This is a genomic window from Geminocystis sp. NIES-3708 (assembly GCF_001548095.1).
In the GTDB taxonomy this organism is placed as follows: domain Bacteria; phylum Cyanobacteriota; class Cyanobacteriia; order Cyanobacteriales; family Cyanobacteriaceae; genus Geminocystis.
The window spans coordinates 944,894-959,739 of record NZ_AP014815.1 but is presented as its reverse complement, the minus strand read 5'-3'; the positions used below and the strand labels follow the sequence as shown (position 1 = coordinate 959,739).

Here is a 14,846-nt window from a genome sequence, read left to right as displayed (position 1 = left end):
TTGCTTCCAAATTTTTGAGATTGATTTTAACACAAATCATTTAAGACTACTATACATATTATTCCTCTTCTAATTTTTTATCCATATCAAAAATTAAGAGATATTTTGTAAATTAATTGATTCTAAATAGGAATATTAGATTAAACTGATATTTTAAAAGTAAACCTTAAAATTATTCAGTAAAATTTTGAACAAGAAAAAATCATTACCTTATATAATCAGTGGACTATTAGGAATAGTAACAATACCCTTTACCTTGTTTCCAATTTCTGTGTTTGCACAACCATCACCCTTAGAAATTAAGTTAGTAACGGGGAATGAAGTTGGGGAATATTATTCTATCGCCAAAGACATCGAAAAACTGGCAAGACGAAACAATTTAGATATTGACGTGATACCCACCAGAGGAGGATTACAAAATCTTCATGATGTTTTCATGTACGAAAGCATACCACTGGGTATAATTCAAGGAGATGTGTTAGCTTTTCTCAATATTTTTGCTAACTATGATGAAGTAACTAAAGTTAAAGCTGAAAGTATGAGAATCGTATTACCTCTTTATCAAGAACAAATCTACGTCATTGCGAGTAAAGAGATTAAATCTATTCAAGACTTATCAGGAAAAATAGTTTCCATTGGGGATGAAGGTAGCGGTACAAGTATGACTGCTTCCACTTTATTATATCAATTAGGAATTAACCCAAAAGAATTAGTTACCTATGATATAAAAAAAGGAATTGATGCTCTGCGTAACGATAAAATTGATGCTTTATTTTATGTGGTGGGAAGTCCTGCTAAAGTGTTGCAACAACAAATTGTACCTGAAGATAACTTTCATGTTTTACCTTTAAGTTTGCCCACAACTTCTGAAGATGAGTTTTACACCAAATTATACTCTAAAGTTACTTTACCAGCAAATACTTATAGTTGGCAAACAGAACCTGTAGAAACCTTAGCTGTGCAATCTTTCTTGTTTACCGTAGAAAATGATGACTGTAGCCAAGTAACTCCTGTGGCTTCTTTAATTAAAAATAATTTATTATGGTTACAAAAAAATGGCAATCCCATGTGGCAAAAAGTTGATTTAAAAACATTACAACCTCAAGACTTAACTAGAATGTCTAAATGTGTTAAGCCTTAATCTTGTCTTTTTCCTTACACAAAAACCTAACAACTTCAATAGAGAATATTAATCATGAAAAATTTACATAAATTAGCTTTAATTAGTGCTATTAGCTTTGGTTTCTTTTCCCAAGGCAATCCCGTTTCTGCACAACAACAAAGAATTACTTGTCAATCTCAAAATGGGCGTTATCGTTTTTGTGAAACTAATACTAGAGGAGGAGTCACATTTATTCGTCAAATTAGCAACGCAGAATGTCGTCAAGGAAGTACTTGGGGTTATGATAGAAATGGTATTTGGGTAGATCAAGGTTGTAGTGCTGAATTTTCCGTCAGAGATCGAGGAGGTAACAATAATAATATTAATAATAATAGTGGAGGAGATAATACTGCGGCTATTATTGGTGGTGTTTTAGCCGTAGGTGCGATCGCCGCAGTACTAGCATCTGGTTCTAATAATAAAAATAACAATAGTAACAATAATAATTCTTTTAATGATACTATAACTTGTGGCTCTGATAGAGGTAATTTTACTCGTTGTAATACAAATATTAGTCGTCGTGATCGAGTTTTTTTAAAGCGTCAATTAAGTAACTCTGGATGTTGGGAAAACGATACATGGGGTTATGATAGTAACGGTATTTGGGTTGACGCAGGTTGTCGAGGATTATTTGAAATTCAAAGATAACAATAGATGAAAAAAATGAGTATAAGTAACTAAAACCTGAGTTAAGATCAAAACAATGATAACTTCAATAGCATTTTTTGATATGACAGAATCAATTTTTTATTCTTCTTATGCTCAGGATAATATTACTTCTTCTCAACCGCTAAAATGGATTCGTTGGCTAGTGTGGAAAATTGCTTTTGCTACTTTAGCCCTAATGGCAATTGGTGCGGCGACAAGGGTTATGAATGCTGGATTAGCTTGTCCTGATTGGCCTTTGTGTTACGGTCAGGTTATACCCACTCAGCAAATGAATTTACAAGTATTTTTAGAGTGGTTTCATCGTCTCGATGCGGCATTAATCGGTTTAAGCACCATTGTTTTAGTGATTTTATCTTGGTGGTATAAAGCAAAATTACCTCAATGGTTGCCCTTAAGTTCAACTTTTGCCCTTAGTTTAATCATTTTTCAAGGAGTTTTAGGAGGTTTAACCGTTACTCAATTACTCCGTTTTGATATTGTTACCGCTCATTTAGGTACAGCTTTACTATTTTTCGGGACTCTTGTTGCGATCGCCAGTAACTTAAAACCCTATCAGGGCAATGCTACAGTAGGTAAATTAAAAGTAGTGAGTATCATAGCCACAGTATTAGTTTATCTTCAATGTTTATTAGGAGGTTTAGTCGCCTCTCAATGGGCATTACATCAGTGTTTTGGGGAGAATCAGTTATGTATCGTCATGAATAGCCATATTATCGGAATCTTTCCTGCCACTATAGCCACTATGGCCCTAATAATTCTAGCATGGCGAACTCCTGCTTTAAGCCTAGAACTAAGAAAATTAACTAAATATATCGCTTTAATTTTAGTTAGTCAAATATTACTGGGTATAGCTACTTTTTACCTTCATTTACAAGTCGAACCTCTTACCATTGCTCATCATACGATGGGAGCGGGATTATTTGGTATCTTAATTGCTTTCAGTGTTTTTGCGAAAAAAGATGATCAAAGAAGTTCCGTTCCAGAATTGTGAGCTAACATTGACAGTAGGTAATAGGTAATAGTGCTTAAATTGATCCTAATTTTTTATCAGAAAGATGAATCAGTAATAAAGCTAACTGTTTAATCCTTATTATTTTAGATACCTTTAGGTATCACAATATCATCATCTTATTTAACAATTACCATGATTGGATCTAGTATTTCACCTCGCAACGAAAATTTTGGGCAAGTAGTCCAAAGTTACTATCAACTAACAAAACCCCGCATTATTCCCTTACTATTAATTACCACCGCCGCCTCTATGTTTATAGCTTCTGAAGGTAATATTGATCCATTTTTACTCATTATCACCCTTTTAGGAGGTACATTAGCCGCCGCTTCAGCTCAAACCTTTAACTGCGTTTATGATCAAGATATTGATTATGACATGAAAAGAACCAGAAAACGTCCGATTCCTTCTGGTAAAGTGCAATCTAACCATGCTATTATTTTTGGTGCTATTTTAGGTATTTTATCTTTTTCCTTACTTGCCATTTGGGTAAATATGCTTTCTGCTTTACTTGCAATCTCAGGTATCATTTTCTATATGCTCATTTATACCCACTGGTTGAAACGTCATACAACACAAAATATCGTTATTGGCGGTGCCGCAGGTGCAATTCCTCCTCTAGTAGGTTGGGCAGCCGTTACAGGAGACTTAAGTTGGAGTGCGTGGGCAATTTTTATGCTAATATTTTTATGGACTCCTCCTCATTTTTGGGCATTAGCCCTGATGATTTCTGATGATTATGCTGAAGTAGGTGTGCCTATGTTACCCGTTATTGAAGGTGCATCCCATACCGTCAAACAAATTTGGGTTTATACTCTCATCACCGTTGCTTTTAGTTTTATTTTAATTTATCCATTACACAGTTTAGGCTTAGTGTATCTCGGTTTTGCCACGATGTTGGGTATCAGTTTTATCGTCAAAGCATGGCAATTATTACAACAACCTGAAGATAAAGATACGGCAAAATCCATGTTTAAATATTCTATTCTTTATATGATGCTTTTATGCACAGGAATAGTCATTGATACATTACCAAATTTTCATCAATTAATTCCGAATTAACCTGAATTCAATATAAAATTATTGGTGAAAACTGATTTGGAAGACAGGCTGACAGGTAGATAGAGAGATTGTATTTCTTATGAATGAATAAAATTATCCCACAAATGTACAAATATTGAGAATTTTTCTTCCTGTCCACTTGTCCACCCGTCTCCTCTTCATCATTTTTCTTCTATCGAACTGAGGTTGTAGTTTACGAATAAACTAGGGTGCTAATAAATTTTTACCTAATCTTTTCTTTACATAAAAAGCAGCAACTTCAGGCATCCATTCTTCAAAATGATTTAACAATAAAACACCTAAATTTCTAATCTCAGGTTGAGCGTCTTTTGGTAAACGTAAATCGCAAAAATGCAATAAACTTCGAGCGTTAAAACTAACGACAAAATGTTGTCGAATATTTTGAGTTAAAATATCTCTAGCGTGTTCAGGTGAGTAGCCTTTACAATTTACTTTATCAGCATAATGTTCAATGGCTTTTTTAGTAAATAAAATGTCATTATTCCTCGCAGAATCTGAATAAAAATATTTATTTCCTTCACGATCAAAATAGTTACCTACTCCCCGAAAATAAAACACTTCTTCAATTAATTGATTATGATTTTCCGAGGATTCATTTAACTGATTTGCTAACCTCAAAATTCTTTGACTTGTATATCTTTGAGACTGACAATCAAAAGTTATTCCTACTCGATGAGTTCTAGCTTGAACCATTACAGAATGAGGAAAATTGATAACATTAAAGGAAATAGAAGGATGTTCCAAGATTCCCCAATGATTCTTATTAACACAATTACGAACAATTCTTTCTCCTAATTCTTGTTCTGAATAAGCGGATAATTTTTCAAATTCATTACCTACAAAATCTTCACTGTAGTCTTGATGCATTGCCAAATAACAAAGCAAATTAGGTCTTTCTGTTTTACTTAAAACTTGTACCGCAAATTTAGGATCTAAAAGAGATACATTATCGGTCATCTCCATCTCCTTTTAACGTATTATTAACTTGTCTATTAAGCAATTTATTGATATTTTTTTCCATGACTTCTTCAGGATTTAAACCTAACTCATCACATAATCTTGCCCAATACCAGATTACATCACCTAATTCTTTAATGAGTTTATCTTTAGCTACTTCTAAATCATAGTCTTTTCTGATGTACTTTTTGACAACACCACTGACTTCTCCAGCTTCAGATGCTAAACCTAAAGTAAGGTATTCCAAGAAAGTATTTTGAGAATAAATAGCCGTTTTTCTAGTTAATAATTGATATTCTTGAACGTCCATAAAAATAGTTAATAATTGATAATGAAAAATTAGGAATTAAGAAAAATTAGTCTCCTCTTCTCCTCCACCCCTATTTATCGACGAGGAAAACGACGACGTTGTAAAAATTCAGGAATATCTAAACCCTGTGCAACATTGCTAGAATCTGAGTTAGGATTATTTACCCCTTCGGTATTACTAGGATTTACTAAAGTATCTTGCTTGGGTATAATGACAGTTTTCACCGTGGGATTAATTCTTGTTTCTCCTGAAAAGCCCGTGGCAATGACAGTTATTCTTACTTCTCCTTGCATTTTCTCATCAATGACAGCCCCAAAAATAATATTAGCATTGGGATCAACAATTTCATAGATGGTTTCAGCCGCCGTGTTAACTTCGTGTAAAGTTAAATCATGTCCTCCTGTAATATTTAAAACTACTCCAGTAGCTCCTTGAATGGAAGACTCTAGTAACGGAGAAGAAATTGCCGCCACTGCTCCTTCTTTCGCACGGGATTTTCCAGAGCCAATACCAATACCCATTAAAGCCGAACCAGCATCAGCCATGACGGCTCTAACGTCCGCAAAATCGACGTTTACCAGCCCCGGAATTGTGATAATATCAGATATTCCTTGCACCCCTTGTCTAAGGGTATCATCAGCCATTCGAAAAGATTCTTGTAAGGGAGTTTCTGCGGGAATTACAGATAATAACTTATTATTGGGAATCACAATTAAAGTATCAACCTTACTTTCTAACGCTAAAATTCCATCATCAGCTTGAGTAGTACGACGACGACCTTCGAATGTAAAAGGACGAGTGACAACTCCTACTGTTAAACAACCCATTTCTTTGGCTATTTCTGCCACAATTGGTGCTGCACCTGTACCTGTACCACCTCCCATTCCAGCCGTAATAAAAACTAAATCTGTATTTTCTAAGGCTTTGGCAATTTCGTCTCTGGATTCCTCGGCGGCTTTTTGCCCAATAGCTGGATTTCCTCCAGCACCTAATCCTCTGGTAAGTTTTTGTCCAATTTGTAAACAATAGGTAGCCATGGATTGGGCTAAGGCTTGGGCATCAGTATTTATTTGCCAAAATTCAACTCCGACTACATTACCTTGTATCATGCGATTAACGGCATTACAACCACCACCGCCAACTCCGATAACTTTTATTTGAGCGACATTACTAGGTACAATTATATTAGAATTCATGTTTTGTTCTTGTGACTCGTTTCCTTGTCTCACTTTTTTCCCTTGACGAATAGCAGGATTAGTTCGATTAACGGGTTTTTGTGCCGATGATTCGAGATATTCAGCTAAGTTTAAATCGGATTCATTCATGGTTGGTTAGTAGTCATGCCATTGGTAAGTTATAAAATGGAGGGTTAAAATTTAACTGATAGAATTCAGAATTAATTTTTAATAATAATAGTTTCTGAAAAATAATTAAATATATTTTAGAATCGATACTGAGCAAAATTATAACTTAACTTGTTAATCTTTTCATTTAAGTAATTACTACTTACTTTATAAAATCTTCATAAATTAACTTTAGACAATCTCTATAAAGCAAAAAAATTAACTAATTCTGTCAATTTATCCCAAGCAACACCACTGGAAATAATATGACTACATTTTTCAATCCCCTCAGTATGTTTGCCCATGGGAATTAAACCCGATACTTGCAACGCCAAAGAAGCATTTAATATAACGACTTCAGACTGTGCTTTAGTTCCTTTCCCTTGAAGTACATTAGTGAGAATTTGTGCATTTTCTTCGACATTACCACCTTTTAAAGCTGAAAGAGGTGTAGGAGAAAAATTCAATTCTTGAGGGTTAATAGTAGTAATGCTGATATTTCCATCACTTAATAAAGCCAAATCTGTTATATCTCCTAATCCCGCTTCATCAAGTTTTTCTCTACCATGCAAAACAATCGCTTTTCGAAGGGAGAGATATTGTAAGGCTTGAGCTACAGGCTTAATAAACTGTGAATCATATACACCGATTACTTGCCCATTAGGGCGTAAGGGGTTGACTAAAGGACCTAATAAATTAAAAATAGTCCTAATCTTCAACTCTTTGCGTAAAGGTGCGACGGCTTTCATGGCAGGATGCCATCCAGGAGCGAATAAAAAAGTGATTCCAACTTTATTCAATGCTTGTTTATATAGACTTTCTTCTGCATTTAGCTTGACCCCTAAATATTCTAACACATCAGCAGAACCAACTTTACTAGAAGCTGAACGATTACCATGTTTCGCTACTTTTACTCCTGCAGCGGCCGCCACAAATGCCACTGCAGTAGAGATATTAAAGGTTGATGAGCCATCTCCTCCCGTGCCACAAGTATCTATGATAGGATAAGAATGATTGATATTTTCGGAATTGAGAGATTGAGATTGCAATACTTGAGCCATTCCTGCTAATTCTGTAGCACTAACACCTTTACTTTGAATAGCCGTCAGAATTGCTCCTGATAACACAGGAGAAATTTCTTCTTTTAACCATCCTTGCATTAATTCCGCCGCTTGTGCTTGAGTTAAGGATTGTTTATCTAAAAGTTGTGTGAGTAAATTTGACCAATCTGTACTCATTAATATTTATTGTAATATGACTATTTTGCTTATAATATCATTCACATTAACTCAAATCAACTATGAAATTAATGTCACATAACAAATTTTGATTTTGTCTGTTTTGATGATTATGATATGGGTAATTGATAAAATCATCTGAATTTAAAACGTAGATTAAAATAGAATTAATAGTTTACTGTTGTATTAATAATGGACTGGATAGCACCACTCAAAGCACAACAACAAGATTTTTGTCATCGTTTAACATTGGGAAAATTACTTATTTGTGAAGAAAATTATTTACACAGCGAAGTTACTGTCATAAAAAAAGAAATAATCGAAAAAATAAAAGTTGAATCTATTTTAGAATCAGAAGATATTGCTAACAAATATGATTTAACTTATCCTTTGAGAGAAATTTTAGAAGCTATTTTTTACCGTAAACTGGCAATAGAAGCATTTTTAGCTAGGTTTGGTAATTTAGTTTGGTTAGATAATAGTAAATATTTTCAAAATTCAGAAAGTACTTTAATTAATAGTAATTTTTTAGTCAAAAAAGCTCCTTATATTAAAATTTTACTCAAAACTTTTCAAGGGAATCATCAAGATATTCAATGTAATTTATCTTGCCAAGAAGCAGAAACTAATAATATTTTTATTTATGCAATTTGTTCGGAAAAATTTAATAATAATGTTCCAGCTTACTCCATAATATTTCTTGGGTTTACTATTGTAAATTTGCTAAAATTTAAAAAACAACAGACTATTAATATATCATCTTCTGATGAATTGTTATATATTAGCGGATTAAGTTATTATATAAATGATATTTTATCTCTAGGTTATTCTTTCATAAAATTAGCAAAAATATCTTTAAAAAAAGGCAACTTTGATGAAGCAATCTCTTTTTATGATCAGGCTATTAAACAAAATAATGTTAACCCTAAAATATATTTATTGAGAGGAATTTGTCAATATAAAAAAGATAATAAGCAATCAGCCTTAATAGATTTTTCTCAGGCGATAGAATTAGATAATAATTATGATTTAGCTTATCATTGGAAAGGTTATATTTATCAAGAATTAGGTAATTATTCAGAAGCATTAGTTAACTATAATAAAGAAATAGCAATTAATCCTTTAAATTTTTTTGCTTATTATAAAAGAGGATTTACCTATGAAAAATTACATCAATTATTTAATGCTTTAGATGACTATAATATGGCAAATACTATTAATTATAATTTTTATCAATTATTTTATAATAGAGGTGGTATTTATTATCGATTAGGAGATAAAGAAACTGCCATTGAAGACTATAATCAGGCATTAAAGCTCAAGCCAAATTTCGTGGAGGCTTATTATAATTTAGGAATAGTTTATCAAGAATTAGGAAATTATAAGGAAGCTATTAGAAATTATCGTTTAGCTATAAAACATAATAATCAATATTATAAAGCCTATTATAATTTAGCAATTTTACAGGCAAATTTAGGATTATATAAACAATCTATTAATAGTTATGGAATTGCCTTAAAAATTAATCCTTATTTTATTCAAGCTAATTATAATCAAAAAGCTTTAAATATCTTGATAAAAAAAGAAATAAATATAGTAACAAAAGATTATGATATATCAGAATTAAGCGATGAAAATAATCTAATCGTTGATATAAATGGTAAATCTGAAAAAAATTATTTTTACGATTCTGAAAATTAACAATGTAATAACAGACAGAAATTAAGTATTTGTTTTAACTCTTATCTCTCACTCTCATCAAAAAACTTTTTCATCACACCCTAATTCATTAAGGGTTTTTGCAGTTGAGATTGTAACGGTATTTCTTCACTATAAAAAATTCCTCTACAAAAATTATCTTTAACACTAACTTGACTTTTATGTTGAGAAGAAAACATCATCCAACGACTACCATTGGTTAATAACGAGAGTGAATTAATATCTTGAGATAACCAAATGACAGGAGAAGAAGGTATTTCTTTCATCATTGTTACTCCATCATTAATTCCAGCAAGAGTTTCTAAAGTTACTTGATTACCGTGAATTATTCCTATATCTGCTGTCCACAATTTTACTTCTAACTGTTGACGACTGGCGTAAAAATACATAGAAGACGCTACAATCACAGCTTCTTCAAAATATTTTTCTTCCCACTCACAAGAATTGTCTAAACAAATAATAATCTCTTCTCCCCCAGTAATAGTCTCTAATTCCCTTACCTGTAAATCACCAAAACGTGCACTGCTACGCCAATGTATTAATCTAGTGGCATCTCCGTAACGATATTCTCGTATTGCTTTTGTTATTCCTTCCGTCGCATTTTGATATATTTTATTACTTTGTCTTTGTCTAGCTTCCTGAGTACCGATATTATCAATTAATGGGCAAGTTTGTAAGGGCAAAACTTGAGGATAAATAATTGCTTTGGCTTCTACTTGTCTTTGTCGAGTCGCATAAAACAGTCCAAAAGGTGTAGCAGTTTTTATTTTCACATGATGCCAATGATAAATACCTCTTTTTTTAGCAAGATTGTAAGAGACTATTTTTAATTCACTTTTTGGTGATATAGTTTCAATTTTATTAATAATTTTTTCTGACAATCTTAAAGGAATTTCGTCAATAACTTCAATGAAATTTTTTACTTGTTTTGTGGGATTAATAATAAATAATTCTGTGGTTAATTCATCCCCTACACTAACAGGCTTTATCGGTAATCTTTTTATCTGAATTTGTTTTAAAGTACGAATAGATATAACAAAATTTAAACCTAATAAAGATAATAATACACCACTCAAAGCATAAAGCCATCCTGCCATTGTATTTGTTGCCGCACCAAAGAAACTTAATGCAATACCAATTAATACCCAACCACTATAAGCAGGAGTTGCCCAATGATTTTCTAACCAATGAGTTAAAGAAAACATATTATTATCAAGAAGAAATTTTTGACGATTCATAAAACTGTTTAGGGAATGAAAATTAATCTTATAGATTAAAAAATAAATTTATGATCAACTATTAATTCTTAATCATCAATTATTATTAAGGCTCAACTTTTACGCCACGCCAAAAAGCTATATAATTTTTAATATTGTTAGCTTTATCTTTTGGATTAGGATAATACCATGCTGCATCTTTATTTTCTTGTCCATTAACCACAATATTATAATAACTAGCAACACCTTTCCAAGAACAAGTGGTATGAGTATTACTTGGTTTAAAATATTCTTGCTTGATAGAATTCTCAGGAAAATAGTAGTTTCCTTCTACCATCTCACAATTATCACTTTCAGCGATGACAACACCATTCCAAATTGCTTTTACCATGATTTTGAAATTAATAAATAAATTTTTAATGTTTTTAATTGTCGATTATACCAAGTTCTGAGTAATAATAAAATTTTGGTTTGATTGGTGAATTAATAGCAATACTCATTATGTAATCATCAGCTAAAATCCATGTTTTAAAATACCAATTATAATTTATATTATTATCTTGAATTAAATTCATTTTAGGTTTAGATTTATTATTGAAAAAACAAATACTATCCAATCCGCCAGATAATCCTTCACCTATGGCTTTTAAATAGGCTTCTTTCTTTGTCCATAGTTTAAAAAAATAATCTTCCTTTTCTCTCAAATCTAATTGTTTTAAATAATCAAATTCATTCTTACAAAAAAAACGTTCAGCAATTTTTTCTACTTTTGTTTTATGATCAATTTTTTCTAAATCAATGCCTATTGTATGTTTACTAAAGCTATAAATAATATAATTATTTTTATGGGAAAGATTAAATTGAATGTCAAATAATAGAGTATCTAATTCTGGTTTCCCTTTTGAATTATATTTTAAATAAATTTTTTCAGGTTTTATCTTTAAATATCGACTTAAAATAATTTTTAAATACGCTCTTGTTATAATAAAACGTTTTTTAAATAAATCTGAAGCAAATGTATTAACCTTTTCTTGCTCATCATCGAATAAAATCTTGTAAAAACTGTCAATTTTTTGATGATAATTTTCTGTATTAATCATCCAAATATGAACTTCATTATAATTTAAAATTAAACTTTGCGGTGGTTTATTCCACATAATAGAAAATCACGATAATTTAACTCTTGAACTCTAATCTAAATTAATCTCAAGTCAAACCTAAAAAAAACAATTAATTTACTAATTATGGTAAAAATAGAAGACATCGGTGAACATCAATTATTAGCAATAATTCGCCCATATTGTGATCAAGAAAAAATAGGAGATGATGGTGCAATTCTTGATGTTAGTCTAGGAAAAAAATTAGTTATTACTACTGATATTTTAGTAGAAAATGTTCACTTTAGCGATAGCACAACACCTCCTCATTCTATCGGTTATCGTGCCACTACTGCTAATTTGTCAGATCTTGCCGCTATGGGTGCAACACCAATCGCCCTCACCATTGGCTTATCCCTCAGAAAAGACGTAGAAATATCATGGATAGAATCTCTATATCAAGGCATTCAACAATGTCTCGCAAAATATAATATCAAAATTGTCGGTGGTGACATCACAAGATCAATAGTAAACACGATCTCTATTACAGCCGTGGGAGAAGTAAGCCAAAATAAAGCCATTTACCGACATACAGCCAAAGTCGGTGACGTAATCTTAACAACAGGGTTTCATGGACTAGCTAAAGCAGGATTAGAAATCTTGCTCTATCCCGAAAAATATAGTCATATTGATGATGAAACTAGAAAAAAAGTCATTTTTGCCCATCAATACCCTCAACCTCGTTTAGACATGATTAAACATTTAAAAAATCTTCATCCTTATCCTCAAATTACGGGTATGGATAGTAGTGACGGATTAGCCGATGCTATTATACAAATTTGTCAAATGAGTAACGTAGGTGCGACAATTAATCGTCAAAAACTCCCTATTCCTTTAGCCATAAAAAAAATAACGGATGATGAAACTGCATTGAATTGGTTACTATACGGGGGAGAAGACTTTGAGTTAGTATTATGCATGAATGTAAAAGTAGCACAATATTTACAACTAAGACTGGGAAAAAATTGTCATATCATAGGTGAAATTAATGCCTCATCTGAGATACAATTAATTGATCATGAAAATGTCTATCCCAAACTTTTATTAAACCAAAGGAAAACTTTTCAACATTTTTAGCTATACTAATCTATAGTCTATAGTTATTAATCCATCTACTCCCTATAATCTTTAAGTGTTAATCAAATCATGATTAAAATTTTAGTTGTTGATGATAATCATACTCCCAGAGAAGTGATCTGCGAAGCACTGAAGCAATTTAATATTCAGGTAAAAGAAGCCGTAAATGGAGTAGAGGCAATAAAAATTTTGGAAGAAGAACAATTTAATCTTGTTATTACAGACGTAGTAATGCCTGAAATGAATGGCTATGAATTGTGTCGTTGGATAAAAACTAATCCCGCTACAGAAAAAGTACCCGTAATTATTTGCTCAACTAAAGGAGAAGATTTTGACATTCATTGGGCGACAAAACAAGGGGCTGATGCTTATATTATTAAGCCTTTCAAAACAATGGAATTACTTAAAACTATCAAGTATTTATTAAAGCACAACGTATAAACTATTAACAATTCATCAATATCTACCTGTTTTCTAGCATTGTTTTCTCCTAGTCTCCCTCTTTTCTCTAATTTCTAATTTTTTATGAAAAACATAACTGTAATAGGTGGTGGTTTAGCTGGTACAGAAGCAGCATGGCAAATAGCTCAAGCTGGTATTTCTGTTGATTTCTACGAAATGCGCCCCGTAGTTAAAAGCCCTGCTCATCATAGCGAAGAATTAGCAGAATTAGTTTGTAGTAACTCTTTTGGTGCTGATGCTACTGATAGAGCGGCGGGATTGCTACATGAAGAATTACGCCGTCTAAATTCTATTATTATAACGACTGCGGATAAACATCGTGTACCAGCAGGAGGAGCGTTAGCAGTAGATAGAGGAGTTTTTAGTGAAGAATTAACTCAAACCCTTGCTAATCATCCTTTAATCAGCCTTAAACGAGAAGAAATCAAGGTGATACCATCAGATGGAATTGTAGTATTAGCAACAGGTCCTTTAACAAGTGCTCCCCTTGCTCAAGAATTACAGAATTTGACAGGGATGGACTATCTTAACTTTTTTGATGCAGCAAGTCCTATCATAGTCGGAGAATCAATAGACAAAGATATTGCTTTTCTTGCCTCCCGTTACGATAAAGGAGAAGCCGCATATTTGAATTGCCCAATGGATAAAGAGCAATATTTAAACTTTTGGCAAGAATTACGTCAAGCACAACAAGCAGAATTAAAAGATTTTGAGCGAGAGAATGCTAAATTTTTTGAAGCCTGTTTACCTATTGAAGAATTAGCCCAACGAGGAGAGGAAACCATGAGATATGGTCCTTTAAAACCCATTGGTTTATTTGATGCTCGTTTAGGAGACTTTAAAGAAAATAAAGATAAACGTCCTTATGCTGTCGTACAGTTGCGCCAAGAAGATAAAGCTGGGCAGTTATGGAATATGGTAGGATTTCAAACAAATTTACGATGGGGAGAACAACAAAGGGTATTTCGCTTGATTCCGGGGTTAGAAAATGCTGAATTTGTGCGTATGGGAGTTATGCACCAAAACACTTTTTTAAATGCACCTCAATTGTTAAAAAATACTTTACAGTTTAAATATCGAGACACCTTGTTAGCGGCAGGACAAATAATCGGTACAGAAGGTTATACTGCGGCGGCCGCTGGAGGTTGGTTAGCTGGTACAAATGCCGCTAGAATTGCTCACAATAAATCACCTTTAACTTTACCCAATGTAACTATGATGGGGGCTTTATTCGAGTTTATCAGCACAGCAGACGCTAAACATTTTCAGCCAATGCCTCCTAATTTTGGCATAATTCCTTCCTTTCCTGACAAAATTCGGAATAAACGTGAACGTTATCAAGCCTATGCACAAAGATCATTTGGGGCGATCTCAGAAATTAGTATGTAAAGAGACACGTTAACTAGGAGCATTAATTGTTAATTGTTAATTATTGATTATTAA

Annotated in this window: 15 protein-coding genes; 8 read left to right on the top strand and 7 right to left on the bottom strand. The window is 32.5% G+C overall.

Annotation, left to right across the window (positions count from 1 at the left end; translation table 11 throughout):
• The first annotated feature begins 187 nt into the window (after nt 1-187).
• The 4 genes from GM3708_RS04215 (at nt 188) to GM3708_RS04200 (ending at nt 3,902) form a co-directional block, all read left to right on the top strand.
• Complete coding sequence (locus GM3708_RS04215; RefSeq protein ID WP_066344376.1) at nt 188-1,141, top strand: TAXI family TRAP transporter solute-binding subunit; 954 nt, start codon at nt 188-190, stop codon at nt 1,139-1,141.
• Nucleotides 1,142-1,195: 54 nt separating this feature from the next.
• Nucleotides 1,196-1,810, top strand: a complete 615-nt coding sequence (locus GM3708_RS04210) for a DUF3011 domain-containing protein (RefSeq protein WP_066344375.1) — start codon at nt 1,196-1,198, stop codon at nt 1,808-1,810.
• An 82-nt stretch (nt 1,811-1,892) separates the two neighbouring features.
• Nucleotides 1,893-2,822: a heme A synthase gene (locus GM3708_RS04205; protein WP_066344374.1), complete on the top strand. Its 930-nt coding sequence runs from the start codon at nt 1,893-1,895 to the stop codon at nt 2,820-2,822.
• A gap of 153 nt (nt 2,823-2,975) precedes the next feature.
• Nucleotides 2,976-3,902, top strand: coding sequence for a heme o synthase (locus tag GM3708_RS04200; protein WP_066344372.1), 927 nt, complete (start codon nt 2,976-2,978; stop codon nt 3,900-3,902).
• 204 nt (nt 3,903-4,106) lie between these two features.
• Here GM3708_RS04200 and thyX read toward each other — a convergent pair whose 3' ends face one another.
• The 4 genes from thyX to trpD form a co-directional block, all read right to left on the bottom strand.
• A complete protein-coding gene (gene thyX, locus GM3708_RS04195) occupies nt 4,107-4,880 on the bottom strand; it encodes an FAD-dependent thymidylate synthase (protein WP_071827580.1) in 774 nt (257 codons plus the stop codon).
• Nucleotides 4,870-5,190: a nucleoside triphosphate pyrophosphohydrolase family protein gene (locus GM3708_RS04190; protein ID WP_066344370.1), complete on the bottom strand. Its 321-nt coding sequence runs from the start codon at nt 5,188-5,190 to the stop codon at nt 4,870-4,872. The genes thyX and GM3708_RS04190 overlap by 11 nt, the downstream gene beginning before the upstream one ends.
• A gap of 74 nt (nt 5,191-5,264) precedes the next feature.
• Complete coding sequence (gene ftsZ, locus GM3708_RS04185; protein ID WP_066344369.1) at nt 5,265-6,515, bottom strand: cell division protein FtsZ; 1,251 nt, start codon at nt 6,513-6,515, stop codon at nt 5,265-5,267.
• 221 nt (nt 6,516-6,736) lie between these two features.
• Nucleotides 6,737-7,771 (bottom strand): anthranilate phosphoribosyltransferase, encoded by a 1,035-nt coding sequence (trpD, locus tag GM3708_RS04180; protein WP_066344366.1) that lies wholly within the window; start codon nt 7,769-7,771, stop codon nt 6,737-6,739.
• 192 nt (nt 7,772-7,963) lie between these two features.
• Here trpD and GM3708_RS04175 point away from each other — a divergent pair, with 192 nt between their 5' ends.
• Nucleotides 7,964-9,472 (top strand): tetratricopeptide repeat protein, encoded by a 1,509-nt coding sequence (locus GM3708_RS04175; protein ID WP_066344364.1) that lies wholly within the window; start codon nt 7,964-7,966, stop codon nt 9,470-9,472.
• A gap of 80 nt (nt 9,473-9,552) precedes the next feature.
• Here the strand turns inward: GM3708_RS04175 and GM3708_RS04170 are convergent, their stop codons facing one another.
• The 3 genes from GM3708_RS04170 to GM3708_RS04160 form a co-directional block, all read right to left on the bottom strand.
• Nucleotides 9,553-10,728: a DUF58 domain-containing protein gene (locus tag GM3708_RS04170; RefSeq protein WP_082713992.1), complete on the bottom strand. Its 1,176-nt coding sequence runs from the start codon at nt 10,726-10,728 to the stop codon at nt 9,553-9,555.
• Between the two features lie 85 nt (nt 10,729-10,813).
• The gene (locus tag GM3708_RS04165) at nt 10,814-11,098 is read right to left on the bottom strand and encodes a DUF427 domain-containing protein (protein ID WP_066344363.1); all 285 of its coding nucleotides are present in this window, start codon (nt 11,096-11,098) and stop codon (nt 10,814-10,816) included.
• 34 nt (nt 11,099-11,132) lie between these two features.
• The gene (locus tag GM3708_RS04160; RefSeq protein ID WP_158505847.1) at nt 11,133-11,807 is read right to left on the bottom strand and encodes a 4'-phosphopantetheinyl transferase superfamily protein; all 675 of its coding nucleotides are present in this window, start codon (nt 11,805-11,807) and stop codon (nt 11,133-11,135) included.
• Nucleotides 11,808-11,951: 144 nt separating this feature from the next.
• Between GM3708_RS04160 and thiL the strand changes: the two genes are divergently transcribed.
• The 3 genes from thiL (at nt 11,952) to trmFO (ending at nt 14,792) form a co-directional block, all read left to right on the top strand.
• The gene (thiL, locus tag GM3708_RS04155; RefSeq protein WP_066344361.1) at nt 11,952-12,941 is read left to right on the top strand and encodes a thiamine-phosphate kinase; all 990 of its coding nucleotides are present in this window, start codon (nt 11,952-11,954) and stop codon (nt 12,939-12,941) included.
• A gap of 69 nt (nt 12,942-13,010) precedes the next feature.
• On the top strand, nt 13,011-13,382 hold the full coding sequence (locus tag GM3708_RS04150) for a PleD family two-component system response regulator (protein ID WP_066344359.1): 372 nt from the start codon (nt 13,011-13,013) through the stop codon (nt 13,380-13,382).
• An 84-nt stretch (nt 13,383-13,466) separates the two neighbouring features.
• Nucleotides 13,467-14,792, top strand: a complete 1,326-nt coding sequence (gene trmFO, locus GM3708_RS04145) for an FADH(2)-oxidizing methylenetetrahydrofolate--tRNA-(uracil(54)-C(5))-methyltransferase TrmFO (protein ID WP_066344357.1) — start codon at nt 13,467-13,469, stop codon at nt 14,790-14,792.
• Nucleotides 14,793-14,846 lie beyond the last annotated feature (54 nt).